Annotated in this window: 25 protein-coding genes; 13 read left to right on the top strand and 12 right to left on the bottom strand. The window is 64.0% G+C overall.

What is annotated here, in order from left to right; genetic code table 11:
- Positions 1-39 precede the first annotated feature (39 nt).
- The 4 genes from AACZ65_RS10290 to AACZ65_RS10275 all read left to right on the top strand — a co-directional run bounded on the left by AACZ65_RS10290 (position 40) and on the right by AACZ65_RS10275 (position 4,138).
- Positions 40-1,122 (top strand): ABC transporter permease, encoded by a 1,083-nt coding sequence (locus tag AACZ65_RS10290; protein WP_339670523.1) that lies wholly within the window; start codon positions 40-42, stop codon positions 1,120-1,122.
- The gene (locus AACZ65_RS10285) at positions 1,122-2,042 is read left to right on the top strand and encodes an ABC transporter permease (RefSeq protein ID WP_339670521.1); all 921 of its coding nucleotides are present in this window, start codon (positions 1,122-1,124) and stop codon (positions 2,040-2,042) included. Before AACZ65_RS10290 ends, AACZ65_RS10285 begins: the two co-directional genes overlap by 1 nt.
- 22 nt (positions 2,043-2,064) lie before the next feature.
- Positions 2,065-3,138 (top strand): BMP family ABC transporter substrate-binding protein, encoded by a 1,074-nt coding sequence (locus tag AACZ65_RS10280; RefSeq protein ID WP_339670519.1) that lies wholly within the window; start codon positions 2,065-2,067, stop codon positions 3,136-3,138.
- Between the two features lie 160 nt (positions 3,139-3,298).
- Positions 3,299-4,138 (top strand): hypothetical protein, encoded by an 840-nt coding sequence (locus AACZ65_RS10275; protein WP_339670517.1) that lies wholly within the window; start codon positions 3,299-3,301, stop codon positions 4,136-4,138.
- Here the strand turns inward: AACZ65_RS10275 and AACZ65_RS10270 are convergent.
- A complete protein-coding gene (locus AACZ65_RS10270; protein ID WP_297539403.1) occupies positions 4,135-4,884 on the bottom strand; it encodes a phosphatidylcholine/phosphatidylserine synthase in 750 nt (249 codons plus the stop codon). The genes AACZ65_RS10275 and AACZ65_RS10270 overlap by 4 nt on opposite strands.
- The gene (locus AACZ65_RS10265) at positions 4,881-5,543 is read right to left on the bottom strand and encodes a phosphatidylserine decarboxylase (RefSeq protein ID WP_339670514.1); all 663 of its coding nucleotides are present in this window, start codon (positions 5,541-5,543) and stop codon (positions 4,881-4,883) included. The genes AACZ65_RS10270 and AACZ65_RS10265 overlap by 4 nt, the downstream gene beginning before the upstream one ends.
- A 121-nt stretch (positions 5,544-5,664) precedes the next feature.
- Between AACZ65_RS10265 and AACZ65_RS10260 the strand changes: the two genes are divergently transcribed.
- The 4 genes from AACZ65_RS10260 to AACZ65_RS10245 all read left to right on the top strand — a co-directional run bounded on the left by AACZ65_RS10260 (position 5,665) and on the right by AACZ65_RS10245 (position 8,492).
- A complete protein-coding gene (locus tag AACZ65_RS10260) occupies positions 5,665-6,600 on the top strand; it encodes an aldo/keto reductase (protein WP_339670512.1) in 936 nt (311 codons plus the stop codon).
- Positions 6,601-6,604: 4 nt separating this feature from the next.
- Entirely contained in the window at positions 6,605-7,261 is a 657-nt protein-coding gene (locus tag AACZ65_RS10255) for a DUF938 domain-containing protein (protein WP_339670510.1), read from the top strand.
- Between the two features lie 72 nt (positions 7,262-7,333).
- Complete coding sequence (locus tag AACZ65_RS10250) at positions 7,334-7,684, top strand: carboxymuconolactone decarboxylase family protein (protein ID WP_339670509.1); 351 nt, start codon at positions 7,334-7,336, stop codon at positions 7,682-7,684.
- A gap of 67 nt (positions 7,685-7,751) precedes the next feature.
- On the top strand, positions 7,752-8,492 hold the full coding sequence (locus AACZ65_RS10245; protein ID WP_339670508.1) for a GH25 family lysozyme: 741 nt from the start codon (positions 7,752-7,754) through the stop codon (positions 8,490-8,492).
- 30 nt (positions 8,493-8,522) lie between these two features.
- On the opposite strand, the gene AACZ65_RS10240 is transcribed toward AACZ65_RS10245, so the two are convergent.
- Positions 8,523-11,030 carry an FAD-dependent oxidoreductase gene (locus tag AACZ65_RS10240; RefSeq protein WP_339670506.1) on the bottom strand — a complete coding sequence of 836 codons (2,508 nt, stop codon included), beginning with the start codon at positions 11,028-11,030 and terminating at the stop codon, positions 8,523-8,525.
- A 194-nt stretch (positions 11,031-11,224) separates the two neighbouring features.
- On the opposite strand from AACZ65_RS10240, the gene panB reads away from it, so the two are divergent.
- Together panB and panC are read left to right on the top strand one after the other, a co-directional pair.
- Positions 11,225-12,052, top strand: coding sequence for a 3-methyl-2-oxobutanoate hydroxymethyltransferase (gene panB / locus AACZ65_RS10235; protein ID WP_339670504.1), 828 nt, complete (start codon positions 11,225-11,227; stop codon positions 12,050-12,052).
- Positions 12,049-12,897 carry a pantoate--beta-alanine ligase gene (gene panC / locus AACZ65_RS10230; RefSeq protein ID WP_339670502.1) on the top strand — a complete coding sequence of 283 codons (849 nt, stop codon included), beginning with the start codon at positions 12,049-12,051 and terminating at the stop codon, positions 12,895-12,897. Before panB ends, panC begins: the two co-directional genes overlap by 4 nt.
- A gap of 81 nt (positions 12,898-12,978) precedes the next feature.
- Here panC and AACZ65_RS10225 read toward each other — a convergent pair whose 3' ends face one another.
- From AACZ65_RS10225 to AACZ65_RS10205, 5 genes are all read right to left on the bottom strand, one after another.
- Complete coding sequence (locus AACZ65_RS10225; protein WP_339670500.1) at positions 12,979-14,259, bottom strand: acetylornithine deacetylase/succinyl-diaminopimelate desuccinylase family protein; 1,281 nt, start codon at positions 14,257-14,259, stop codon at positions 12,979-12,981.
- Positions 14,256-15,221 (bottom strand): nitronate monooxygenase, encoded by a 966-nt coding sequence (locus tag AACZ65_RS10220; RefSeq protein WP_339670498.1) that lies wholly within the window; start codon positions 15,219-15,221, stop codon positions 14,256-14,258. Before AACZ65_RS10220 ends, AACZ65_RS10225 begins: the two co-directional genes overlap by 4 nt.
- 27 nt (positions 15,222-15,248) lie before the next feature.
- Positions 15,249-15,905, bottom strand: a complete 657-nt coding sequence (gene gph / locus AACZ65_RS10215; protein WP_339670496.1) for a phosphoglycolate phosphatase — start codon at positions 15,903-15,905, stop codon at positions 15,249-15,251.
- Entirely contained in the window at positions 15,902-16,603 is a 702-nt protein-coding gene (gene rpe / locus AACZ65_RS10210; protein ID WP_037270049.1) for a ribulose-phosphate 3-epimerase, read from the bottom strand. The genes gph and rpe overlap by 4 nt, the downstream gene beginning before the upstream one ends.
- A gap of 105 nt (positions 16,604-16,708) precedes the next feature.
- Complete coding sequence (locus AACZ65_RS10205) at positions 16,709-17,605, bottom strand: zinc-ribbon domain-containing protein (protein ID WP_339670493.1); 897 nt, start codon at positions 17,603-17,605, stop codon at positions 16,709-16,711.
- A gap of 162 nt (positions 17,606-17,767) precedes the next feature.
- Between AACZ65_RS10205 and AACZ65_RS10200 the strand changes: the two genes are divergently transcribed.
- The 3 genes from AACZ65_RS10200 to AACZ65_RS10190 are packed head-to-tail and all read left to right on the top strand — an operon-like array spanning position 17,768 to position 20,090.
- Complete coding sequence (locus AACZ65_RS10200; protein ID WP_037270053.1) at positions 17,768-18,445, top strand: ATP-binding cassette domain-containing protein; 678 nt, start codon at positions 17,768-17,770, stop codon at positions 18,443-18,445.
- Positions 18,442-19,347, top strand: a complete 906-nt coding sequence (locus tag AACZ65_RS10195; protein ID WP_339670491.1) for an FtsX-like permease family protein — start codon at positions 18,442-18,444, stop codon at positions 19,345-19,347. The genes AACZ65_RS10200 and AACZ65_RS10195 overlap by 4 nt, the downstream gene beginning before the upstream one ends.
- Positions 19,344-20,090 (top strand): lysophospholipid acyltransferase family protein, encoded by a 747-nt coding sequence (locus AACZ65_RS10190; protein ID WP_339670489.1) that lies wholly within the window; start codon positions 19,344-19,346, stop codon positions 20,088-20,090. The genes AACZ65_RS10195 and AACZ65_RS10190 overlap by 4 nt, the downstream gene beginning before the upstream one ends.
- Positions 20,091-20,116: 26 nt before the next feature.
- Here AACZ65_RS10190 and AACZ65_RS10185 read toward each other — a convergent pair whose 3' ends face one another.
- The 4 genes from AACZ65_RS10185 to odhB all read right to left on the bottom strand — a co-directional run bounded on the left by AACZ65_RS10185 (position 20,117) and on the right by odhB (position 24,452).
- Positions 20,117-20,920, bottom strand: coding sequence for a glycosyltransferase family 2 protein (locus AACZ65_RS10185; protein ID WP_339670487.1), 804 nt, complete (start codon positions 20,918-20,920; stop codon positions 20,117-20,119).
- Positions 20,921-20,933: 13 nt separating this feature from the next.
- On the bottom strand, positions 20,934-22,322 hold the full coding sequence (gene lpdA / locus AACZ65_RS10180; protein ID WP_339670485.1) for a dihydrolipoyl dehydrogenase: 1,389 nt from the start codon (positions 22,320-22,322) through the stop codon (positions 20,934-20,936).
- Positions 22,323-22,465: 143 nt separating this feature from the next.
- The gene (locus AACZ65_RS10175; RefSeq protein ID WP_339670483.1) at positions 22,466-22,861 is read right to left on the bottom strand and encodes an MAPEG family protein; all 396 of its coding nucleotides are present in this window, start codon (positions 22,859-22,861) and stop codon (positions 22,466-22,468) included.
- A gap of 76 nt (positions 22,862-22,937) precedes the next feature.
- Complete coding sequence (gene odhB / locus AACZ65_RS10170) at positions 22,938-24,452, bottom strand: 2-oxoglutarate dehydrogenase complex dihydrolipoyllysine-residue succinyltransferase (protein WP_037270065.1); 1,515 nt, start codon at positions 24,450-24,452, stop codon at positions 22,938-22,940.
- Positions 24,453-24,454: the final 2 nt, after the last annotated feature.

Raw genomic sequence — 24,454 nt, 5'->3', positions numbered from 1 at the left:
TTCGAGTATTTTTACCAAAAAGAAGCCTGGGCGCGTGCCATGCTGAAACTCGAGAAGCGCCCCCAACCCTCGCAACTCTGGACATGGGCCACGCCGGTTCTGGCGGTGCTGATCACCATGGTGGCGGGGGGTGCGCTCTTTGCCGCCCTGGGCCAGGACCCGGTCGCGGCGATCTCGACGATCTTCTGGCAGCCGCTTTTTGGCGAGTTCGCGTTTTATTACCGGCCCCAACTTCTGATCAAGGGCGCGCCTCTGGTGCTGATTGCCACTGGCCTCAGCCTCGGGTTTCGCGCCGGCATCTGGAACATCGGGGCCGAGGGGCAATATATCGTCGGCGCGCTTGCGGGTGCCGGGGTGGCGCTTGCCTTTTATCCGGCTGAAAGCGCGCTGATTTTTCCGCTGATGGTGCTGGCAGGCGCGTTGGGGGGCTGGGCCTGGGGCATGATCCCGGCGGTTCTCAAGCTGCGGTTCGGCACCAATGAAATCCTCGTGTCGCTGATGCTCGTCTATGTCGCCGAGCAATTGCTGGCGGCCATGGCGCTTGGCCTGATGAAAAACCCCGAGGGGCGCGGTTTTCCCGGCTCGCGCAACCTGCGCCAATATGACAGCGCCCATAACGCGGAGCTTATCACCGGCACCGGCATGCATTGGGGGGTGGTGGCGGCGCTGATCGCGGTCATTTTCGCCTATGTGCTGCTCAGCCGACACCTTCTTGGGTATCACATCCGGCTGGCCGGTCAGGCCCCACGCGCGGCGCGGTTCGCCGGGGTGCGCCCGGCGCGGCTCGTGCTCTTTTGTCTTGGCACCTCGGGTGCTCTGGCAGGTCTGGCCGGATTGTTCGAGGTAGCGGGGCCCGCAGGGCAGGTCAGCATTGATTTCAACGTGGGCTATGGGTTTACCGCGATCATCGTGGCCTTTCTGGGCCGGTTGCACCCGTTCGGCATCCTGCTTGCGGGGCTCTTGATGGCGCTCACCTATATCGGGGGCGAATTGGCGCAATCCAACATGGGCCTGCCCGCCGCCGCGATCCAGCTCTTTCAGGGGATGTTGTTGTTCTTTCTGCTGGCCGTTGACCTGCTGACGAATTACCGCATCCGGTTGGCGACAAAGGAGGTGGCGTGATGGTCCTCTCGTCGATTGATCCGGCGCTGCTTCTGGCCTCGCTCATCGTGGCCTCGACCCCCATCCTGCTGGCAGCCCTTGGCGAGCTGGTCGTCGAGCGGGCGGGGGTGCTCAACCTCGGGGTTGAGGGCATGATGATCACCGGCGCAATCTGCGGCTTTGCGATGGCCGTCAATACCGGATCGCCGTTCGTGGGCTTTGTCGCCGCCGCCGCCGGGGGGGGCATTCTGGCGCTGCTCTTCGCGCTCTTGACGCAACTGGCCCTTGCCAATCAGGTGGCCAGCGGTCTGGCGCTCACGCTGTTTGGCCTTGGCCTATCGTCCCTGCTGGGGCAGGGCTATGTCGGGATCAAGCCGCCGCCGACCACCCGGCTCGACCTGCCTGTCCTGAGCGATCTGCCCTTTGTCGGGCGTGTCCTCTTTTCCCATGATCTGATGGTTTATTTCGCCCTGGCACTTGTCGCTCTGGTCTGGGCGCTGTTGAAATATACCCGTGCCGGGTTGATCCTGCGCGCGGTGGGCGAAAACCACGAGGCCGCGCATGCACTTGGCTACAAGGTGGTGCGCATCCGCATTCTGACGATCCTCTTTGGCGGGGCCTGCGCGGGTCTGGGCGGGGCCTATCTCAGCCTCGTGCGCGTGCCGCAATGGACCGAAGGCATGACCTCGGGCGCAGGCTGGATCGCGCTGGCGCTCGTGGTCTTTGCCTCGTGGAAGGTGGGGCGCGTGCTGCTTGGCGCGTGGCTCTTTGGCGGGGTATCGGTGCTGCAACTCAACCTTCAGGCCGCGGGTGTCGCTATCCCAGTCGAATATCTTTCCATGTCGCCCTACTTGATCACCATCCTCGTGCTGGTCATCATGTCGGCGGACAAATCCCGCGCGCCCGGCTCGCTTGGCCGCATCTTTCACGCCTCACAATAAAAGCAAAACAGGGAGACCCCGAATGAAACTCACGCATCTATTGACCTCTGCCGCACTGGCGCTTGGTCTGGCAAGCGCCGCAGTGGCGCAGGACAGAACCAAGGTCGGCTTTATCTACGTGGGCCCCATCGGCGATGGTGGCTGGACCTATGAGCATGACAAGGGACGTCAGGCTGTCGAGGCGCAGTTTGGCGACGCCGTCGAAACCGTCTATCAAGAAAGCGTGCCAGAGGGTGCCGATGCCGAGCGCGCGATCACGCAGATGGCGCTCCAGGGCGCGGACCTGATCTTTACCACCTCCTTCGGCTTCATGGAGGCGACGCTGGCGGTGGCCGAGAAATTCCCGAACGTGAAATTCGAACACGCCACCGGCTACAAGACGCTGCCCAATGTCTCGACCTATTCCGCCCGCTTCTACGAGGGGCGCGCGGTGCAGGGCCATATCGCGGGCAAGATGACCAAATCGAACATCGTGGGCTACATCGCGTCTTATCCCATCCCCGAGGTCATTCGCGGCATCAATTCGGCCTATATCCACGCGAAAAAGGTCAACCCGGATGTCGAGTTCAAGATCATCTGGGCCTATACATGGTTTGATCCCGCGAAAGAGGCCGACGCCGCCACTGCATTGATCGAACAAGGTGCCGACGTGATCCTGCAGCACACTGACTCTACCGCGCCGCAGGCCGCCGCTGAAAAGGCCGGCAATGTCGTGACCTTCGGACAAGCCTCGGACATGGGCGAATACGCCCCCTTCCCGCGCGTGTCGTCGATCATCGACAACTGGGCGCCCTATTACATCGCCCGCACGCAGGCGGTGATTGACGGGACATGGGAGAGCACGCAGACATGGGATGGCATCGGGCCGGGCATGGTCGGCATTGGCGAGATTTCCGATGCGGTGCCTGCAGATGTCAAGGCAGAGGCACTGGCCCTCAAGGCCGCCATGGCCGAGGGCAGCTATCACCCCTTCACCGGCCCGCTGAAAAAGCAGGACGGGTCGGACTGGCTGGCCGAAGGCGAGGTCGCCGATGACGGCACGCTTTTGGGGATGAATTTCTATGTCGAGGGGCTGACAGGCGAGATTCCGAACTAACCGCCGGGACAGGTCTGGATAGGACAGCCGCCGGGATACCGGCGGCTGTTTGCGTTCATCGCGGGGGTCATTGGCGCGACATCGCCACCGGTCGGTTTCAGAACAGACGCGCGCGAGGCAGGCCATACTCTTTGGCGCATGGACCGCCAGGAGACAGACCATGAACAGCCCCGAAGCCCTGATTGATCTAGACCGCTACCCAGTTCACCAAATGGGGCTGGCGCGCGACGCGGTCCTTGCCCGTGTCCGGGCTGATCTTGGGCACGATGGCTGCGCGGTGCTCAAGGGGTTCCTCACCCCGGCCGGGGTGGAGATCCTGCGCGCGCAGGCAGAGGGCGTTGCGGACAAGGCGTTTCGATCCTTCAACCGCACCAACCCCTATTTCACCAAGGACGACCCGAGCCTGCCCGCCACCGATCCACGCCGGCGGTTCTTCGAACGCTCCAACAGCTTTATCCCGGCGGACAACTTTCCACCCGCAAGCCCGCTGCGCGCGCTCTATGAATATCCCGCCTTGACCACGTTCATTCAGGACTGTCTGGAGGAGGAAAAATTCTATCCCTATGCCGATCCGTTGGCCGATGTGATCGTGAATGCCGCCGATGAAGGCAACGGATTCCCGTGGCATTTCGACACCAACAATTTCACCGTCACCATCGCGCTTCAGAATGCCGATGAGGGAGGCGCGTTTGAATACGCGCCCAATATCCGTGCCGGGGGCGAGAATTTCGCCGAGGTGGAAAAGGTGCTGGATGGCACCTCGGACAAGGTCAGAACGCTTGTGCTGGAACCCGGCGATCTTCAGATTTTCCGGGGGCGCTATTCGCTCCACCGGGTCGCCCCCTTGCGCGGCGCGACCCCGCGTTACGTCGCCATCCTGTCGTATGTCGAAGAGCCGGGAATGGTGGGCACGCCCGAACGCTGTCAACAGCTTTACGGCCGCACCCTGCCAATCCATCACGAGCGTGCAGGTCTGCGGGCCGATGCCTATATCGACTAACCCTCGTTGGGATACCAGAAGAGCGCAGCCCAGATCACCATGCCGACATAGGCCAGACACATCACGATCAGCGCCGCCCAGGTAAAGATCACCAGCGCCGCCGCGACACAGGCAAAGGCCAGGAGGAAGAACTTGACGTTCTCGCGCGAGATGCGGGTTTTCTTGAACGACCAGACCGGCACCGGCGAAATCATCAAGAGACCGACACCGGCCATGTAGAGCCCGGTGAGGAACGCAGGCGGCGGGGACATATCGGGTAGCGCGAAGGTCACGAACATCGGCAGCATCGCCAGAAGCGCGCCTGCGGGCGAGGGCAATCCCTGGAAATAGGCCCCCGATCCGCCCTTGCCGCCCTCTTCGCGCGCGCTGACGTTGAACCGCGCCAGACGCATGACGCAGCACACGGCAAAGAAGAGCACCGCGATCCACCCCGCCTGCCGCGCATCCTGAAGGCCCCAGTAATAGATCACCAGCGGGGCCGCGACGCCGAAGTTGACGAAATCCGCCAGCGAATCAAGCTCGGCCCCCATGGCGCTCGAACTGCGCAAAAGCCGCGCCAGACGACCATCGAGACCGTCCAGAACCCCGGCAATGAGCAAGAGCTGCACCGCGCGCACATAGTCCCCCTGCACGCCGAGCCGGATTGCCGTCACCCCGGCACAGATCGCGGCAACCGTCAGCATGTTGGGCAAAAGCTGCGCCAGCGTCACCTCGCGGCGCGCGTGGGGCTCGGGGTCTGGCGTCATTGCTCCAACTCCGCGATCACGGTTTCCCCCGCCACCATGGTCTGACCCACGCGCACACTCGGAGCAACACCTTCGGGCAGATAGACATCGAGGCGAGAGCCAAAGCGAATGAGGCCAAACCGCTCTCCACGCCCAATGACCGCCCCCGGTTTCACGAAACAGACAATCCGCCGCGCCACCAATCCGGCGATCTGCACCACCGGCAAGAGCCGCCCATCGGCCATCTCGATCACCACGCCATTGCGCTCGTTATCCTCGCTGGCCTTGTCGAGAGAGGCGTTGAGGAATTTGCCGGGGCGATAGGCCACCGTCTTGATGGTGCCTGCGACCGGCGCGCGGTTCACATGGCAGTTGAATACGCTCATGAACACGCTGACGCGGGTGAGCGGCGTGTCCGGCAGGCCCAGTTCGGCAGGCGGCACCACCGGTTCGATCAGCGACACGATGCCGTCTGCGGGGCTGATGATCAGGCCGGGGCGCTCGGGGGTCACGCGCGCGGGGTCGCGAAAGAAATAGTAGCACCACACCGTGAGGCCCGCGCCGATCCAGCCCAGCACATCCCAGACCATGAAGAGCGCAAGCGTGACGAGCGCAAAGATCGCCACGAACTTGCGTCCCTCGGGGTGCATCGGCTTGATGAAGGTTTCATGCATTTTCATGCGCGTGCGCTCCTTGCGACGGGTTCGGGTTTGCTTCCGTTTCCCCCCGCCTAAGCTCATGGCTCTCAACTTTCAAGGTGACAGCTTTTCTTTGCAACATCCACATGGCAATCTCTGCGCCATGACCATGCAAATCACCTCCCCCGACGGAACCCCGGCCAGCCGCTTTGCCTTTGGCACCATGCAATTCGGCGATGCCGCAGACGAGACCGCCTCGCGCGCCATGTTCGACGCCTGCCTCGGCGCGGGCATCACCCATTTCGATACCGCGCATCTTTATACCGATGGCGCTTCGGAAACGCTCTTGGGGCGGTTCGCCGCCGCGCACCGCGACCGGCTGACCATTGCCACCAAAGCCGGGTATTCCGGCGGGGCGGGGCGCGAGAACATCCTCGCGCAGTTCGACATCTCTCGCCAGCGTCTGGGGATGGACAAGGTCGAGATTCTCTACCTCCACCGCTTTGATCCCGACACGCCGCTCGAGGAAACTCTGGAAACCTTCGCCGAGTTGCGCGCGCGCGGACAGATCAATCATGTCGGCCTGTCGAATTTCGCCGCGTGGCAGGTGATGAAGGCCGCCTGCATCGCCGCGCGCTTCGATCTGACCATTTCGATCCTGCAACCGATGTATAGCCTCGTGAAACGGCAGGCCGAAGTTGAAATCCTGCCGATGGCCGCCTCCGAAGGCATGGTGGTGGCGGGGTATTCGCCACTGGCCGGCGGGTTGCTCACGGGTAAGTACGCGCGCGGCGAAACCGGGCGGCTCACGGGCAATGAACGCTACGCCATCCGCTATGGTCAGGGCTGGATGCAAGAGGCGGCGCTTGCCCTTGTCGAGATTGCGCAAGAGTTGGGCACCGATCCTGCCACCCTCGCGGTGGCGTGGGCAGCGCAGCATCCGGCCAACCCCGTGCCGATCATTTCCGGCCGCTCTGCCGCGCAGATCGCGCCATCGCTGGCTGCCCTCGATTTCGAGATGGACGCGGCCCTTTATGCGCGGATTGCCGCCCTCAGCCCCGCACCGCCCCCCGCCACCGACCGCACCGAAGAGGCCTGAGCCGATGGCGCAACGCCCCCTGCCGCCAACCGCCTCGATCGCACACGCGGGCGACGGGGCCAAGCTGCACGCGCCCTCTGCCGAGCGCAACGCGGCGATCATCACCGAGGCTCTGGTCGGCATCGCGCCAGCGACAGGCCGCGCGCTCGAAATTGCCAGCGGCACGGGTCAGCATATCGTGGGCTTTGCGCGTGCGATGCCCGGCCTCGTCTGGCAACCGACAGAGGTTGATCCGACGCGGCGCGCCAGCATCGACGCTTGGGCGGCTGAGGCGGGATTGCCCAATCTGCGCGCGGCCATGCCCCTCAACGCGACACAAGCGGGTTGGGGCACAGAGGCGGGCGAGCGCGCCTTGATCGTGCTCATCAACCTCCTGCATCTCATTTCGACGCCAGAGGCACAAACGCTGGTGCAAGAGGTGGCCCGTGCCCTCGCCCCGGCGGGGCGCTTTGCGCTATACGGGCCGTTCCTGCGCGAGGGGCAGGCCACATCCGAGGGCGACGCCCGGTTCCACGCGAGCCTGATCGCGCAGGACCCCGCCATCGGCTACAAGGATCTGGAAGAGGTCCAGCATTGGCTGTGCGACGCGGGGCTCACCTTGATCGACACCCGCGCGATGCCCGCCAACAATGTCCTCTTGATTGCAGAGCGGCCCGCCTGATCTGGATCAAGGCCATGCGCGGCGCGGCATGGTTTCTGCCGGAACAGAGACAGGCAGAGGGAGCGCACGCAAATGAGTTGGCCAACCAGGATCGAGACCACCCGGCAGGAGTTGCGCACGCTCAACGCGCTCATTCCTGACACCGCCCGCGCCTTCGGTGGCTTGGGCAAGGCCGTCAAGGAAGGCGGCACGCTTGACTTCAAGGTCAAGGAATTCGTGGCCCCGGGCATTGCGGTTGCCACCAAATGCGAACCCTGCATCGCCCTGCATATGGAAGCGCTCATTCGCACAGGGGCCACCCGCGAAGAAGTGGGTGACGTGCTCGCCATGTCGATCCAGATGGGCGGCGGCCCGGCGATGATGTATGCCGCCAAGGCGCTGGCCTGTTACGATGAACTTTCGGAAAAAGGCCAGCCAGCATAAAAACGGCTGACCGATTCACGGTAATCAGGTTAGGCTTGGGGCAGGTCTTCTTGTAACGGGTTTGCCGATGCTGCGTGCTCTTTTCCTCTGCCTTGCCTTCCTTTGCGGACCCGCTCTGGCAACCGAGCGGTTCGGCGACTATGCCCCGGTTGATTTCGGCCCGCGCGGCCCGTCACGCTATCCGGTTCATGGCATCGACGTGGCGCGCTTTCAGAACGAAATCGACTGGCGGCGCGTGGCGCTTTCAGGGGTGGCTTTTGCCTTTATCAAGGCAACCGAGGGCGGCGATCTCAAGGACGCGCAATTCGACCGCAACTGGCAATTGGCCGCGCGCAATGGCGTGCCGCGCGGGGCCTATCATTTCTACTATTTCTGCACCCCGCCCGAAGTGCAGGCGCAATGGTTCATCCAGAACGTGCCGCGCCGGGGCAAGGCGTTGCCGCCCGTGCTCGATATGGAGTGGAACCCGTTTTCGCCCACCTGCACGGTGCGCCCACCGGGGGCAGAGGTGCGCAGGCAAGCCCAGATTTTCCTCGATATAGTCGAGCGCTATTACGGCCAGCGCCCGATCATCTACACGACCCCGGAATTCTACGAGCAAAACGGCATCGGACAGATAGAGGGGGTGGAATTCTGGTTGCGCTCGGTCGCCAAGACGCCCGATCAGGTCTACCCCGGCAAACGCTGGACCTTTTGGCAATATACCGGCACCGGCATCGTGCCGGGGGTCGAGGGCGGCGTCGATATCAACGTCTTTGCCGGGTCTGAGGGGGATTGGAAAACCTGGCTCGGGGCGCATTGGAAATAGGGGGCGCCGATTGGCGCCCCCTATGCTGAGTTACCCGTCCTTGCGGATGGTCTCGTTCTTGGGGTCATAGGGGCTGTCGCAGGTCACGACGGCATCCCAGAGCTGATCAAGCATCTTGACCTTGAGCTTGGTGCCCTCGACCGCCTGCTCGGGCTTGACATAGCCCATGCCGATGGACTTGCCGAACGCCACCGAATAGCCGCCAGAAGTCAGGCGACCGACGCGCTCACCCTCGGGCGTATAGAGCACCTCACGCCCCCAGGGATCGGCATCGGCGGGCCCGTCGATCAGAAGCGTGCAGCATTTCACGCGCACGCCGGTCTCGACCATCTTGGTCTTGCCACGGAAGTCCTTGTCCAGATCGACAAAGCGGGGCAGGTCCGCCTCGAGCGGGGTCGCGTCGCGGCCAAGCTCGTTGCCGAAGGCGCGATAGGATTTCTCCTGCCGCAACCAGTTTTGCGCGCGCGCGCCGACCAGCTTCATTCCATACTTTGCGCCAGCCTTTTCCAGCAGATCGAACAGGTAGTTCTGCATCTCTATCGGGTGATGCAATTCCCAGCCCAATTCGCCGGTATAGGCCACGCGGATGGCATTGACCGGGCACATGCCCAGCTCTATCCGCTGCGCCGACAGCCACGGGAATCGCTTGTTGCTGAGCGCGGTCGCCGGATCGGCATCCTTGATGACCTCGTTGAGCACCGCGCGCGATTTCGGCCCCGCGATGGCAAAGACACCCCATTGCGTCGTCACGTCCTGAATCTCGATATAGCCGAATTCGCCCGCCATATCCTCGGCCGATTTGCGCAGGTAATCGGCGTCGTATTCCGTCCAGGCCCCGGCAGAGACGAGGTAATACTCGTGCTCCTTGAGGCGCACGATGGTGTATTCCGTGCGCGTCGTGCCGTGATCGGTCAGCGCATAGGTCAGGTTGATACGACCCACTTTCGGCAGTTTGTTGCAGGTGAACCAATCGAGGAACGCAGTCGCCCCCGGCCCCTTGACCATGTGCTTGGAAAAGGCGGTCGCGTCGATCAGGCCCACGCCCTCGCGGATGGCCTTGGCCTCTTCGACGGCATATTGCCACCAGCCGCCCCGGCGGAAGCTGCGCGCGTCATGGTCGAAGTTTTCCGGCGCGTCGAGGGGCCCGTAATAGTTGGGGCGTTCCCAGCCATTGACAAAGCCGAACTGCGCGCCGCGCGCCTTCTGACGGTCATAGGCGGGCGAGGTGCGCAGCGGACGGCAGGCCGGGCGCTCTTCATCCGGGTGATGCAGGATATAGACGTGGTCGTAGCATTCCTCGTTCTTGCGCGCGGCAAACTCGGTCGTCATCCAATTCGACGAATAGCGCTTGGGATCAAGGCTCGCCATGTCGATCTCGGCCTCGCCATTCACCATCAACTGCGCGAGGTAATAGCCGGTGCCGCCCGCCGCGGTAATGCCAAAGCTGAACCCCTCGGCCAGCCACATGTTGCGCAGCCCCGGCGCGGGACCGACCAGCGGGTTGCCATCGGGCGTATAGCAGATCGGCCCGTTGAAATCATCCTTGAGGCCGCTTTCCTCGCACGAAGGAATACGGTGGATCATCGCCATGTATTGTTCTTCGATCCGCTCCAGATCGAGCGGGAAGAGGTCGGCGCGGAAGCTGTCCGGCACGCCATATTCAAAGCAGGCAGGGGCATTCTTTTCATACACACCCAGAATCCAGCCGCCGCGCTCTTCACGCACATAGCTCTGCGCATCGGCGTCGCGCACGACCGGGTGTTCCTTGCCGCCCTGTCTGCGGAATTCGACCAGCGCCGGGTCCTGATCCATCACGACGAACTGATGCTCGACGGGGATTGCCGGAATCTTGATGCCCAATTTCTTGGCGGTGGTCTGCGCATGGTTGCCCGAGGCTGTCACGACATGCTCTGCGGTGATGACGATCTGCTCGTCCGAAGGAACCAGATTGCCGCCCTTTTCCACCATCTTGGTGCAGGTCACTTCCCAGGCGCTGCCGGTCCAGTGGAACGCATCCGCCTGCCACTTGCGCTCGATCATCACGCCGCGCTGACGCGCGCCCTTGGCCATGGCCTGCGTCACATCGGCGGGGTTAATATAGCCGTCGGTGTTGTGATAGAGCGCGCCCTTGAGATCAGAGGTGTTGATCAGCGGCCACCGCTCCTTGATCTCGTCCGGGGTCAGCCACTGATAGGGCACGCCGCAGGTCTCGGCGGTCGAGGCGTAGAGCATGAACTCGTCCATGCGCTCTTGGGTCTGCGCCATGCGCAGGTTGCCCACGACGGCAAACCCCGCGTTGAGCCCGGTTTCGGCCTCCAGCGTCTTGTAGAATTCCACAGAATACTTGTGGATATGGGTGGTCGCAAAGGACATGTTGAAGAGCGGCAGAAGCCCCGCTGCGTGCCAGGTAGAGCCGGAGGTCAACTCGTCCCGCTCCAGCAGCATCACATCCTCCCACCCGGCCTTGGCGAGATGATAGGCAATCGAGGTGCCAACGGCCCCACCGCCAACGACGAGGGCTTTGACCTGGGTTTTCATGACGTGCGACTCCCTTCGGGTAACATGAGTTGGGCCGATGTTTATCAATCCTGCCATTTCGCGCGCAGCCCATCCGACGCAACGCCGCACGAAAGCGACGTCACGCCAGATCGCATGCGAAAACAGAGGTGTGGATTTCTCTGACGAGGATTGATAGCGTGCGCCGCAATGCAGAAATGACCGGACTTCAGCCCATGAGCGCCACCGCCACCAAGACCGCCCCCCTGCCGGAGGATATCCGCGCCATGAAAGGCGGCACGCCCATCGTCAGCCTCACGGCCTATACGACGCCGATGGCGCGGATGATGGATGCCGCCTGCGATTTCGTGCTGGTGGGCGACAGCGTGGGCATGGTGGTGCACGGCCTGCCCTCGACCCTTGGTGTCACGATGGAGATGATGATCCTGCACGGTCAGGCAGTCGCGCGCGGCCTCAGCCATGCCATGCTGGTGATCGACATGCCCTTCGGTTCCTATGAGGAAAGCCCCGAACAGGCCTTTCGCAACGCGGCGCGGATCATGCGCGAGACAGGTGCCGCGGCGGTCAAGCTCGAGGGCGGGCGGCATATGGCGGACACCATCGCCTTTCTCGTGGCGCGCGGTGTGCCGGTGATGGCGCATATCGGCCTCACGCCACAATCCATCAACACGCTGGGCGGCTACAAGGTGCAGGGGCGCGGCGATGCCGCCGAGACGCTCTTGGCCGATGCCCGCGCGGTCAGTGCGGCAGGGGCCTTTTCGGTCGTGCTGGAAAAGGTCACGGCCTCGCTGGCCGACCGGATCACGGCAGAGATTCCCATTCCCACCATCGGCATCGGTGCCTCGGTGGGCTGCGATGGGCAAATTCTCGTGGTCGATGACATGCTGGGGCTCTTCACTGCCTTCAAACCGAAATTCGTCAAGCGTTACGGCAATCTGGGCGCGGATGGCGAGGCCGCGATTGCCGCCTATGCCGCCGAGGTGCGCGCGCGGACCTTCCCCGCAGCCGAACATACCTTTGCCGACAAGGCGCCGCGCGGATGAGCGCGCCCATCCTGCGCGACCTCAGCGCGCTGCGTGCCGCCACCCGTCCCTGGATTTTGGCTGGCGAGACGATTGGCGTCGTGCCCACCATGGGCGCGCTGCATGACGGGCACCTGTCGCTGGTGGCGGCGGCCAAGGCAGCCTGCGACCGGGTGATCGTGACCATCTTTGTCAATCCAAAGCAGTTCAACAATCCCGAGGACCTCAAGAACTATCCTCGCACGGAAACCGAGGACGCACGCAAGCTGGAGCGCTTCGACGTGGACGCCCTCTGGGTGCCGGATGGCGACCAGATGTATCCCGAGCATTTCGCCACGACCGTCTCTGTCGCGGGCCTCACGGATGTGATGGAGGGCGTCTATCGCCCCGGCCATTTCGACGGGATGTCCACGGTCGTGACCAAGCTTTTTACCCAGACAGCAGCCACCGATGCCTTTTTTGGCGAAAAGGACTATCAGCAGCTGATGGTCGTGCGCCGCATGGCGGCGGATCTGGATATTCCGATCACCGTGCATGGCTGCCCGACGATCCGGGAGATCGACGGCCTGGCCATGTCCTCACGCAACCTGCTTTTGTCGGACCGCGCCCGCACCACGGCCCCCGTGCTGCATGAGGTGATGGAGCAGATCGCCGAAGGGCTGCGCGCAGGCACCGAGTTTGGCACGCTGCACGCCGAGGCGGTGACGCGGCTGGAGCGGGCGGGCTTTACCGGGGTCGATTACCTCGATCTGCGCGCGCAGGACGATCTGTCGGCCCTCGCGACCCCAATACGCCCCGCCCGGCTCTTTGCGGCGACCTGGCTGGCAGGGGTGCGCCTGATCGACAATATCGCCATCGGCACCTGAGCGGTTTCATCGTTCTCTAAATACTCAAAACCCAGCACCTGCCGCAGGGCCTGAATCTTGAGTATTTTCATAACAGGGAACTCACGCCCCGAACAACTCTGCAAGCGCAAGCGCCATGACAAGCGCGGACTGCTCCATATCCTCGATCCCTACATATTCATCCGGCTTATGCGCCAGATCGAGAATACCGGGGCCATAGGCGATGCAATTCTTCAGCCGCCCGATCCGGTCGATATGTTTCTGGTCATAGGTGCCGGGGCTGACCACGTAATCGGCGGCATGGCCGAACACCTGATCCACCGCCCGCGCCACCGCCCCCACCACCGGCGCATCGCGGTCGGTCATCGTTGGCAGGACGCGGTGCAATTCCCGCAATGTATAGTCAAACCCCGCTCTGCCGTTGCGCAGGTTTTCCAGCAGATCACGGATTTCGGATTCGACCGCGCCAATATCCTCCTCGATCAGGAACCGCCGGTCGATCACCATCCGGCAGCGGTCAGGCACGCAAGGGCTGGGCAGGCCGGTGTATTCGGCGGCCTGCTCCGGCTCGCCGCCATGAATCGAGTTGATGTTGAGCGTAGAGTGCCGCGCGCCTTCGGGAACAACCGGCATCTCGGTGCGCCGGGCCGCCAGTGCGGGAAATAGCTGCGCCTCCATCCGTTCGATCACGGCGCCCATGTGCCGCACGGCGCAATCCCCGAGAAAAGGCATGGAGCCATGCGCAATCTCGCCATGGGTCTCGATTTCGGCCCACCAGACGCCACGATGCCCAAGGCAAATGCGATCCTTGCCCAAGGGCTCGGGGATGATGACGTGATCCACCCGGCCGGGGCTGAAATAGCCGCGCTCTGCCAGATAGGCGACGCCGCCAAAGCCACCCGATTCCTCATCCGCCGTGCCGCTGATCTCGATGGCCCCGGCGTAATCGGGACAGGTGGCGACGAAGGCCTCTGCCGCGATGATGCTTGCCGCAAGTCCGCCCTTCATGTCGCAGGCCCCGCGCCCGTAGACCTTGCCGTCGATCACCGCCCCACCAAAGGGATCCACGGTCCAGCCATGGCCGACCTCGACCACGTCGATATGGCTGTTGAAATGCACGCAGGCGCCGGGGCGCGCGCCCGCGCGCCGCGCCACGATATTCCAGCGCGGATGCCGGTCGCTGTCGCCCGGCGCGCCCTGTGCGCGGATCAATTCGGTCTCGAACCCCGCCGCGCGCAGACGACGGTCGAGATAGTCGCAAATCTCGCGGTAATTCTCGCCCGGCGGGTTCAGGGTGGGAATGCGGATCAGATCCTGCGTGAGAGCGATCAGATCGTCGCGCCGCGCCGCGATTTCGGCCTGCAGACGCTCCGATACCCTCATTCGACCCAGCCCGGCGCGCGCCCGAGCAGCGCCTCGGCCTCGTCCACGATCCGCGTGATGATCTCGGCCACCGGCGGGCGATCATGGATCAGCCCCGTTGCCTCACCCACAAAGGTATTGGCGCGGGTCGGATCACCCGCCGCCCAACCCGTCGCCCAGTCGTCTCGCGCGGGCAAATCCCTGCGCAAACCGTCGGGATCGTCATGCCAACGCTCTGTCACCGCATTGCGCAGCACGCGCGCCGTGTAGCGTGCAGGCCAACGCAGATCGCGCGCGGCATCCATCACGGTCGAGCGGATCGTCTGATCCCCGGTCGCGGCAATCGCGGCATCGGTCATCGCCTCTGACACCTGCGCCTCGGCAGAGGCCCAGAGGCGCGATCCCATCAGAACGCCGTCCGCCCCCAGCATGAGCGACGCGGCCAATCCCCGCCCATCGGCAATGCCCCCCGCCGCCAACAGCAGCACCTCGGGGGCCTGCCGCGCCAGCCAGTCGGCCACCTCGGGAACCAGCGTGATCGTGCCACGCCGCTCGCCGTGGCCCCCCGCCTCGGCCCCCTGCGCCACGATGATCCGCGCCCCGCACTCAGCCGCGCGCTGCGCGTCTCGCAGGGTCTGGACCTGACAGATGAGCGGCACGTCCGCCGCCGCGATCCGGGGCGCGAATGGCGCGGGATCGCCGAACGATAGGCACAGCGCCGCCGGTTTGCGCGCCAGAACCTGATCCAGAACCGCAGGGTTTTCGGCCATTTTCCATGTGATGAACCCGCATCCTACCTGCGCATTCCCCGCCTCGGCAAAGGCCCCGTCCAGCCAGTCGGCACTTCCATAACCGCCCCCGATCAGGCCCAGCCCGCCAGCGTGGGTCACAGCCGCCGCCAAACGCCCCCCGGCGGCAAAGGCCATCGGCGCGCAGAGAATGGGATGGGTCAGGCCAAGGGCCTCGGTCAAACGGGTTCGCATGGGCTGAGTATGCCCGCGCAATCGCCCTCAGGACAAGAGCTCTGTGATCAGCCCCGGCAGGTTCGCGAAATCCGAAAACGCCCGGTCATGGGTGATCCGCTCGACCGGGCCCTTGCGATAGCCCTCGGTGTAAAGAACAAAAGGCACCCCCGCCCGCGCCGCGGTTTCGGCATCAACCTCGCTGTCGCCGACAAAGACCACGTCCCGTGCGCCAAGCGCTGCCGCCGTGGCCTGAAGCGGGGCCGGGTCCGGTTTGCGCACGGTCAGGCTGTCCCCTCCGATGATCACCGGGAAATAGCCGTCCAGCCCCAGATGTGACAGGACAGAATGGGCCGGCCCCTCGGGCTTGTTGGTGCAGAGGCCAAGGGCAAGGCTAGCCGCCGCCAACCCATCAAGCGCGGCCATGACACCCGGATAGACCTGTGTCAGGGTCACTGCGGTTTCATAATCGGCAATGAACTCTTCGATCAGGCGGGCGCGCAGCGCGCCATCCCCTGCCCGCCCGCGCGCCGTCAGACAGCAGGTGATGAAATGCGGCACGCCGCTGCCGATGAAACTACGGGTTTCGTCGGGCGTGAAAGCGGCAAACCCATGCTGTGCCATCAGACGGTTGGCGGCGGCGTGAATATCCGGCGCGCTGTCGATAAGCGTGCCATCGAGGTCGAAAATGACCGCGCGGCTCATGCCATGGCACCGGTCGCCGCCTCTGCCGCGCGACGGATCGCGCGGATATTCTCGCCATAGACGCCGGGGTTATCGACGCTGCCGCCCTTGAATACCGCAGAGCCCGCCACCAGCACATCGGCCCCCGCCGCCGCCATCAGCGGGGCGGTTTCCGTGGTGATGCCACCGTCAATCTCGATATGGATAGGCCGGTCGCCGATCATCGCGCGCAGGCGTTTGACCTTGTCGATCTGGCTATGGATGAACTTCTGCCCGCCAAAACCGGGGTTGACCGTCATCACACAGATGAGATCCACCATATCAAGCAGATGATCGACCGCGTCGATCCCCGTGCCGGGATTGAGCGCGAGACCCGCCTTGCATCCTGCCCCGCGAATGGCCTGCAAGGTGCGATGGATGTGCGGCCCCGCTTCGAGATGCGCGGTCAGGATGTCGGCCCCGGCCTGCGCGAAGGCGTCGATATAGGGATCGACCGGCGAGATCATCAGATGCACATCCATCACCGTCTTGATATGTGGGCGGATGGCGGCGCAGAGCGGCGGACCAAAGGTGAGGTTGGGCACGAAATGCCCGTCCATCACATCGACATGAACCCAGTCACATCCCTGCGCCTCGATGGCGCGGATTTCCGCCCCGAAATTGGCGAAATCGGCAGAAAGAATGGAAGGGGCGATCTTGATCGAACGATTGAGGCTCATGGCAGGTCTCCTCTGGGGCGCATGCACGCGACATGCGCTGCCCATGGCCAGAGGTCAAGACCCAAGGGGCAGCGCGCCGCAGCCCCGAGCCAGCAGCAAACCCGCCTAGAACCAGCCCGCGACCAGTTGATCCAACCACACCCGCGCCATGTTGACCGCATTCACATATTGCGTGAGCGGTGCCTCGGCTGCGGGGATGGACGCGGCCAGACGCGGGGCCAGCGCATAGACAAGGGCCGCGAGACCGAAGGTGATGATCGCAAGGCGAAAGCCGCTGCGAAAACCGCCACGCCCGACAGGCAATTCGATATCCTCGGGAATCGGGCTCTGCGCCGGTTCTGCGCGGTCGCCAGTCGAGGTGAGCGACGAATTGATCTCTTCTATATCGGGCAAGAGATTGCGCCGGGATGAGGGGTCGATGCCAGCATGTGCATCGGGCATCTCGGGCGCTGCCGGTGCCGACGGGCCAGAGGTGCCGCGCAGACGCTCCATCCGGGCGCGGGCCTGCCTTGTGCGCTCGTCCTCCGAGAGGTCGGGTTCTGTAAGGCCCAGATCAGGCTGCATCTCGATCCCGCCGGGGGCGGCGCGGACCTGTCGTTCACGCTCGGCCTCTTGCCTCAGGATATCGGCGACACCGGGGTCGATGCCGCGCCGCGCAGGGCGGACAGACGCCGGGTCCGGCTCCGGTTCTGGCTCTGACAGGTTCTCCTCGAGCATATCGTCGTCATAATCGTCGTCTTCGTCGTAGACATCATCGGGCAGAGGATCGTCATCGTTCTCGGAGTTCTCGGATCCTTCTGCCGCAGGCGCGGGGGGCGGCAGGTCTTCGTCGCGCAACTGAGGACCCAGATCATCGTCGCCCGACGCAGCGGGCGCATGCGACGGATGATGCTGAAACCAGGTATCCCCACAGTTGGAGCATTGCACATCGCGCCCGCTCACCGGGATCACTTCGTCGGGCACCTCGTATTGTGCACCGCAATTCGGGCAAATCAGCCTCATTCTGCCACCTGCTTCTTGCCGCCGTTGTCCGGCCCCTCTCGTTAGCCATCAGCATAGGCGGTTCGCAGCTTTCGGAAAAGGCCAAAGCGAATCACGCGCAGGATCATTGCACATGTGTGGCCTCTGGGGCATTTAGGGGCGGTGAGTGACAAGGGGACAGCGGTGATCGAGCTGGAGAATGTGGCCTATAGCTATGGCGGCGGCGAGTTGCTGGCGGATGTGTCGCTGGCGCTCAGCCCCGGTTCGTTTCATTTCCTGACCGGGCCGTCGGGATCAGGCAAAACAACGCTGCTCAAGCTATGTTATGGTGCTCTTGTGCCCACGGCGGGGCAGGTGCGCCTGTTCGGACAGGAACGGCGCACGATGGAGCGTGACGACATCGCCATGGTTCGGCGACGGATCGGCGTTGTGCATCAGGACTGCCAGTTTCTTGATCATCTGAGCGTTTCGGAAAACATCGCCCTGCCATTGGCTGTCTCGGGTCGTGATCTCTTGGCCGAGGATGCCAACCTGCGCGAATTGACCGGCTGGGTCGGCCTCAAGGAGCGCGCCAATGCCTTGCCGCCGGAACTGTCCGGGGGCGAGCGCCAGCGCGCGGCCCTTGCGCGTGCGGTGATCATGTCGCCCGATGTGGTGCTGGCGGATGAACCGACCGGCAACGTCGACTGGGAGATGTCGCAGCGTCTCTTGCGCCTGCTGATCGAATTGAACCGAATGGGCAAGACCATCCTCATCGCAACCCATGACCTCGCCCTGATCCGCGCCGCCAAGAGCCACGTTCAGGCCCGCGTCCTGCGGATTGCATCGCGCAAGCTGCAATTGGCGGGGGCGGATCTATGAAGATCGACCTCGCACAGGTCAAGGCCCTACTGCTGACCGACAGGCAGGCCGACCGCGTGGTACCACCCACTGGCTTTACGGCCTCGCTCACGCTCTTCAGCGCGGGCGTCATGGCCTTTCTCGCGGTTTTCGCCCTTGCCCTGTCGCTGGCGACCGGGCGGCTGGCGGATCGCTGGGGCAACGAACTTGCGCGCACGGCAACGGTGCGGATATCCGCCCCCGAAGGCCAGATGGCGGCCCAAACCGCGGCGGCGCTGCGCGTCCTTGAAACCACCGCCGGGGTGGACCGTGCCCGCGCCCTCACGGATGAGGAACAAGCAGCACTCCTGGCCCCGTGGTTCGGCCCCGGCCTGCCCATTTCGGATCTGCCGATCCCGCGCCTGATCGAGGTGATCGAAACCTCAGACGGGTTTGACGCCGACGGCCTGCGCCTGCGCCTGAGCGCCGAGGTGCCGGGGGCCATGCTCGATGATCACACGCGCTGGCGGCAACCTCTGGTGCGCGCGGCCAGCCGGTTGCGGCTCTTGGGTTGGGTCTCGCTGATCCTGATCGGCGCGGCGGTCGGGGCGATGATCACGCTGGCGGCCAACGCGGCCCTTGCGGCCAACGCCCAGGTGATCAGCGTGCTGCGCCTTGTGGGCGCGCAGGATACCTATATCGCCCACGCTTTTGTGCGCCGCTTCACGCTCCGCGCGCTCAGCGGGGCCTTTGTCGGCATGGTTCTGGGGTGCGGCGCGATCCTGCTCTTGCCGAGCGCACAAATCGAGGGCGGGTTTCTAACCGGCCTCGGATTTCAAGGCTGGCACTGGGTCTGGCCCCTGATCATTCCTCTGCTGGCGGCGGCAGTGGCCTTTGTCGCCACCCGCCTTGCCGCGCAGCGTACGCTTAAGGACATGCCATGAAATACGCGGTTCAGTGGGTTCGGTCGCTGCTCTTTGTGGCGCAGATGTATGTCATGCTGCCTGTGGTCGGGCTGATCTACATGCCCGCCGCCATTGTCAGCCGCAAGGGTGCTCTGGCAGGTTGCAAGGCCTATTGCCGCTGGGTCCGTTGGACCGCAGCATGGATGGTCGGCCTGCGCACCGAAGTACGCGGCACGCCGCCGGATGGCCAAGTACTGATCGCGTCCAAACATCAATCCTTTCTGGATATCCTGCTGATTTTCAGCGAATTGCCGGCAGGACGCTTTATCATGAAGCGCGAAATTCTCTGGACGCCGGTGATCGGGCTTTACGGCATGCGGATCGGCTGCGTGCCGGTTGACCGTGGCAAGCGGGGCGCCGCGATCAAGAAGATGGTCGAGGATGTGGCGCGCGGGGCGCAGACCCCCGGCCAGTTGATCATCTACGCCCAAGGCACACGCGTGGCCCCCGGCGCCAAGATGCCCTACAAGATCGGGACCGCCGTGCTCTATGAACAGATGGGCGTGCCCTGCGTGCCTGCGGCCACCAATGTGGGTGTGTTCTGGCCCAAGCGCGGCATCTACCGCAAGCCGGGGCTGGCGGTGGTCGAGTTCCTGCCCGCGATTGAACAGGGTCTGGACCGCGACAGCTTTATGACACGACTGGAGCACGATGTCGAAAGCGCCTCCAATGCGTTGATGCGCGAGGCGGGATTTGATCCAGAACAGCCCGCGCGCAATTAAGGCGTTCCGGTCGGGCCACCCGACCTCTAGACGGCCAGCCGGGTTTTCATGAACTGGTAAAAGAACTCGGCCTTGCCCGCCTGCGCATAGGCCCGGTTCAGCCGTGACTTGGCCTCGAAGGCATGGCGTGCGGCGCGGCCATGCTGCGGCGCAATCCGGGTGCGACCGGTCTCGATGGCGCGCATGTGCTCGCGGTACGCCTGTTCAACCCGGCAGGCAAAGGCGGCTTGCGCCGTGGCGCTCTGCGCGTTGAGATGCAGGTTGTAGCTGGTCGCACCCAAAGGCGCGCGCCCCCCCACAAGCGACAGGATTTCCATCGCGTGCAACACGTCCTGCGCGGGCCGATTGCGAAATGGCCCGACCAACCCGCGCCGCGCCACCGGATGAAAACTGGCCCCGGTGCGCCCCAGATCGGCAAAGCCAAGGGCCGTCTGGCCCCCGCCCGGCACATGCAGCAGAGGCTCCTTGCCAAGCAGGATACGGGTTCGGCCAAAGGCCGCCCCATGCGACCGGGCCAAGGGCAGAAGTGCCGCCAGATAGCCCGGCTCCCATGTGTCATCGGCATCGAGAAAGGCGATCACCGGCGCGGTTGCCCGCGCGATGGCCCGGTTGCGCGCAGGGCCTGCGCCAGTGGCCATGTGATGCGTGGCACAGCGGATCAGGCGCAGACCGAGATCGGGCAAATCGTCATAGCCCTGCCCGTCATCCGGGGCGATCACTACCTCTATACGCTCTGACGGCAGCCCAGAGGCCGCGATGGAGGCAAGAGCGGCGGGCAAGCTGCCGCCCGCCTGAAAAGCGGGGATGACGACCGAAACGAGGGACGTCATCGCGCCGCCCCGCTCACGCGTGGATTGCCCCATCTCCGCAGGCCAACGCCGCTTCGCGCACCGCTTCGGAATAGGTCGGGTGCGCGTGGCAGGTCATGGCCAAATCCTGCGCAGAGGCCCCGAATTCCATCGCCACGCAAATCTCGTGGATGAGATCGCCCGCCGCTGGCCCGATGATATGCGCGCCCAGAATGCGGTCGGTTTCCTTGTCGGCAATGATCTTCACGAAACCGTCGCCAGCAAAGACCGCCTTGGCGCGGCCATTGCCCATGAAGGAGAACTTGCCGACCTTATAGGCACGCCCTTGTTCTTTCAGGCTTTCTTCGGTTGCGCCGACATTGGCAACCTCGGGATGCGTATAGATCACGCCGGGAATGACGCCGTAATTCACATGCCCATGCTTTCCCGCCAGCACCTCGGCCACGGCCATGCCTTCGTCCTCGGCCTTGTGGGCCAGCATCGGGCCTTCGATGGCGTCGCCGATGGCGTAAATGCCCTTGACCGAGGTTTGCCAATGGTCATCCGTGGCGATCTGGCCGCGCTTGGTCATCTCGACGCCCAACTCGGCCAGCCCCAGCCCGTCGGTATAAGGCTTGCGCCCCGTGGCGAGCAGAACGGTATCGGCATCCAGCTGATGCGTGCTGTCGTCCTTGCGCAGTTTGTAATTCACCTTGGCCTTGGTCTTGAGTGTCTCGACCGATTGCACGGCGGCACCCATGATGAAGTTAAGCCCCTGTTTCTTCAATGTTCTTTGGAAGGTTTTTTGCACCTCGCCATCCATGCCGGGGGTGATCGCGTCGAGATATTCGATCACCGTCACCTCGGCCCCCAGACGGGCATAGACCGACCCCATCTCGAGCCCGATCACACCCGCGCCGATCACCACCAGTGATTTCGGGATCTTGCCCAGTTCCAGCGCGCCTGTGGAGGTGACGACGATCTTTTCATCGACCTCGACACCGGGCAGAGAGGCGGGCACAGAGCCGGACGCAATGACGATCTTCTTGGCCTCGTGGGTGTCGTCACCCACTTTCACCTTGCCCGCCTCAGGGATCGACCCCCAGCCCTTGATCCAGTCTACCTTGTTCTTTTTGAACAAAAATTCGATGCCCTTGGTGTTCTGGCCGATCACGTCATCCTTATAGGCCAGCATCTGCTTCCAATCGACCGAGGGAGATTTGCCCTTGAGGCCCATGGCCGCGAAATTATGCTCGGCCTCGTGCAGCATGTGGCTCGCGTGCAAGAGCGCCTTGGACGGGATGCAGCCCACGTTGAGACAGGTGCCGCCCAGAGTGGCGCGCCCCTCGACCACGGCAGTTTTCAGCCCCAGTTGCGCGCAGCGGATGGCGCAGACATAGCCGCCGGGGCCAGCACCGATGATGATTACGTCGTAAGAGGCCATGGGTCAGATCCTTTCGTTTTTCGCGGCCGCAGCCGCGTCGGTCGTCTATCGGTATTGCGTCGGTGCGGGCGGGGGAGACTGGGGGCGCTGCCCCCGTCGCGCTGCGCGCGCCTCCCCCGAGGTATTTTGAGCCAGATGAAACATCAGAAGAGCGCCGCCAAAAGCATGAGAAGCGTGGCAAGCAGACCCACCGCCCAGATGAAGGAACGCGCGGGGCTGAGCCCGGCGTAATAGGCAGGCACATAGAGGATGCGGGCGGCGACGTAGCTATAGGCGCACCAGGCGGTGAAGTGGCTGGACTGGCCGGAGAGGGTGATCACCAGACACGCGATGGTAAAGAGGATCAGCCCCTCGAAATGGTTGGAGAGCGCGCGGCCAAGCCGGGCGGTTCTGGGCGAGAGTTGTTTCGTAGGCTCCCGGTCGCGCGCGGACATGGTATAGCCCGGCCCAAGCTCCAGATTGGCGGGGATGGCATAGAGGACGAATTGCACGACCTGCCAGAGCGCCGCGAGGGTGAGGGCGGTGAGTTCGTGGGTCATTCGGAGCCTCATGCCATGAGGTGCGCAATGAATGCGCACCCTACGGGGGGTAGGGTGCGCACTTGTTGCGCACCGATTACAGATCCATCAGCAGGCGGCGGGGATCCTCGAGCGCCTCTTTCACCCGCACGAGGAAGGTCACAGCCCCCTTGCCATCCACGATCCGGTGATCGTAGCTGAGCGCCAGATACATCATCGGGCGGATCACCACCTGACCGTTGATCGCCATCGGGCGGTCCTGAATCTTGTGCATACCCAGAATACCCGATTGCGGCGGGTTCAGGATGGGCGAGGACATGAGCGAGCCATAGACCCCGCCATTCGAGATGGTAAAGGTGCCGCCCTGCATTTCTGCCATGCTGAGTTTGCCGTCACGGGCACGCGCACCTTTTTCGGCGATGGCCTTTTCAATCGCGGCAAAGCCCATGGAATCCACATCGCGGATCACCGGCACCACGAGGCCGGTCGGCGTGCCCGCCGCGATGCCCATATGCACGAAGTTCTTGTAGACGATGTCGGTGCCGTCGATCTCGGCATTGACCTCGGGCACCTCTTTCAGGGCATGCACGCAGGCCTTGGTAAAGAAGGACATGAAGCCAAGGCGCACGCCGTGCTTCTTGTAGAACTCGTCCTTGTATTGATTGCGCAGCGCCATCACCTCGGTCATGTCCACCTCGTTATAGGTGGTGAGCATGGCGGCGGTGTTCTGGCTGTCCTTGAGGCGACGCGCGATGGTCTGGCGCAGGCGGGTCATCTTGACGCGCTCTTCGCGGGCCACATCCTCGGCCGGGGCGGGCGCGCGCGGTGCCTGTGCGGGGGCAGCGGAAGCGGCGGGGGCCTGTGTGGCGGCGGCGGCGGCGCGGGCCACATCCTCTTTCATCACGCGGCCGTCGCGGCCCGAACCCTGCACCTGATCACGGCTGAGACCGGCCTCGGCCATGGCTTTCTTGGCCGAGGGCGCATCCTCGACATCCTTGCCACCGGCAGCGGCGGGCGCTGCGGCCTCTTCGGCCTTGGGGGCGGCGGCGGGGGCGGATGCCCCGGCACCGGACGACAGGATCGCAAGCTTGCCCCCGGCCTGAACGGTGGACCCTTCGGCCGCAAGAATCTCGGTCAGCGTGCCTGCGGCGGGGGCCGGCACCTCGACCGAAACCTTGTCTGTTTCCAGCTCGCACAGCATCTCGTCAGCGGCGACCTGATCGCCCACCTTCTTGAACCAGGTGGAAACGGTGGCCTCGGTCACGCTCTCGCCCAGGGTCGGCACCATTACGTCGACGCTCGCCCCAGAGTCGGCGCTCTCGGACTTGGCGGGCTTTTCGGATTTCTCGGCCTTGGCCGGGGCAGCCTTGGCCTCACCTGCGGAGATGGTCGCCAGCAGCGCATCAACCCCAACGGTCGTGCCCTCTTGGGCCACGATCTCGCCCATGGTGCCTGCGGCGGGGCTGGGCACCTCGACCGTCACCTTGTCGGTTTCCAGCTCGCACAGCATTTCATCGGCGGCGACCGGATCGCCGGGTTTCTTGAACCATGTGGCGACAGTCGCCTCGGTCACGGATTCGCCAAGGGTGGGGACGCGGACTTCGGTGGTCATGG

Source organism: uncultured Roseovarius sp., from assembly GCF_963972555.1.
GTDB lineage: Bacteria > Pseudomonadota > Alphaproteobacteria > Rhodobacterales > Rhodobacteraceae > Roseovarius > Roseovarius mucosus.
This window is presented reverse-complemented; position numbering and strand designations above follow the sequence as displayed.

What these genes read in the sequence shown, in the direction of transcription:
- AACZ65_RS10290 (WP_339670523.1), top strand. Translation starts at nt 40, where the DNA reads ATGCTGAAACTCGAGAAGCGCCCCCAACCCTCGCAACTCTGGACATGG.
- AACZ65_RS10285 (WP_339670521.1), top strand. Translation starts at nt 1,122, where the DNA reads ATGGTCCTCTCGTCGATTGATCCGGCGCTGCTTCTGGCCTCGCTCATC.
- AACZ65_RS10280 (WP_339670519.1), top strand. Translation starts at nt 2,065, where the DNA reads ATGAAACTCACGCATCTATTGACCTCTGCCGCACTGGCGCTTGGTCTG.
- AACZ65_RS10275 (WP_339670517.1), top strand. Translation starts at nt 3,299, where the DNA reads ATGAACAGCCCCGAAGCCCTGATTGATCTAGACCGCTACCCAGTTCAC.
- AACZ65_RS10270 (WP_297539403.1), bottom strand. Translation starts at nt 4,884, where the DNA reads ATGACGCCAGACCCCGAGCCCCACGCGCGCCGCGAGGTGACGCTGGCG.
- AACZ65_RS10265 (WP_339670514.1), bottom strand. Translation starts at nt 5,543, where the DNA reads ATGAAAATGCATGAAACCTTCATCAAGCCGATGCACCCCGAGGGACGC.
- AACZ65_RS10260 (WP_339670512.1), top strand. Translation starts at nt 5,665, where the DNA reads ATGACCATGCAAATCACCTCCCCCGACGGAACCCCGGCCAGCCGCTTT.
- AACZ65_RS10255 (WP_339670510.1), top strand. Translation starts at nt 6,605, where the DNA reads ATGGCGCAACGCCCCCTGCCGCCAACCGCCTCGATCGCACACGCGGGC.
- AACZ65_RS10250 (WP_339670509.1), top strand. Translation starts at nt 7,334, where the DNA reads ATGAGTTGGCCAACCAGGATCGAGACCACCCGGCAGGAGTTGCGCACG.
- AACZ65_RS10245 (WP_339670508.1), top strand. Translation starts at nt 7,752, where the DNA reads ATGCTGCGTGCTCTTTTCCTCTGCCTTGCCTTCCTTTGCGGACCCGCT.
- AACZ65_RS10240 (WP_339670506.1), bottom strand. Translation starts at nt 11,030, where the DNA reads ATGAAAACCCAGGTCAAAGCCCTCGTCGTTGGCGGTGGGGCCGTTGGC.
- panB (WP_339670504.1), top strand. Translation starts at nt 11,225, where the DNA reads ATGAGCGCCACCGCCACCAAGACCGCCCCCCTGCCGGAGGATATCCGC.
- panC (WP_339670502.1), top strand. Translation starts at nt 12,049, where the DNA reads ATGAGCGCGCCCATCCTGCGCGACCTCAGCGCGCTGCGTGCCGCCACC.
- AACZ65_RS10225 (WP_339670500.1), bottom strand. Translation starts at nt 14,259, where the DNA reads ATGAGGGTATCGGAGCGTCTGCAGGCCGAAATCGCGGCGCGGCGCGAC.
- AACZ65_RS10220 (WP_339670498.1), bottom strand. Translation starts at nt 15,221, where the DNA reads ATGCGAACCCGTTTGACCGAGGCCCTTGGCCTGACCCATCCCATTCTC.
- gph (WP_339670496.1), bottom strand. Translation starts at nt 15,905, where the DNA reads ATGAGCCGCGCGGTCATTTTCGACCTCGATGGCACGCTTATCGACAGC.
- rpe (WP_037270049.1), bottom strand. Translation starts at nt 16,603, where the DNA reads ATGAGCCTCAATCGTTCGATCAAGATCGCCCCTTCCATTCTTTCTGCC.
- AACZ65_RS10205 (WP_339670493.1), bottom strand. Translation starts at nt 17,605, where the DNA reads ATGAGGCTGATTTGCCCGAATTGCGGTGCACAATACGAGGTGCCCGAC.
- AACZ65_RS10195 (WP_339670491.1), top strand. Translation starts at nt 18,442, where the DNA reads ATGAAGATCGACCTCGCACAGGTCAAGGCCCTACTGCTGACCGACAGG.
- AACZ65_RS10190 (WP_339670489.1), top strand. Translation starts at nt 19,344, where the DNA reads ATGAAATACGCGGTTCAGTGGGTTCGGTCGCTGCTCTTTGTGGCGCAG.
- AACZ65_RS10185 (WP_339670487.1), bottom strand. Translation starts at nt 20,920, where the DNA reads ATGACGTCCCTCGTTTCGGTCGTCATCCCCGCTTTTCAGGCGGGCGGC.
- lpdA (WP_339670485.1), bottom strand. Translation starts at nt 22,322, where the DNA reads ATGGCCTCTTACGACGTAATCATCATCGGTGCTGGCCCCGGCGGCTAT.
- AACZ65_RS10175 (WP_339670483.1), bottom strand. Translation starts at nt 22,861, where the DNA reads ATGACCCACGAACTCACCGCCCTCACCCTCGCGGCGCTCTGGCAGGTC.
- odhB (WP_037270065.1), bottom strand. Translation starts at nt 24,452, where the DNA reads ATGACCACCGAAGTCCGCGTCCCCACCCTTGGCGAATCCGTGACCGAG.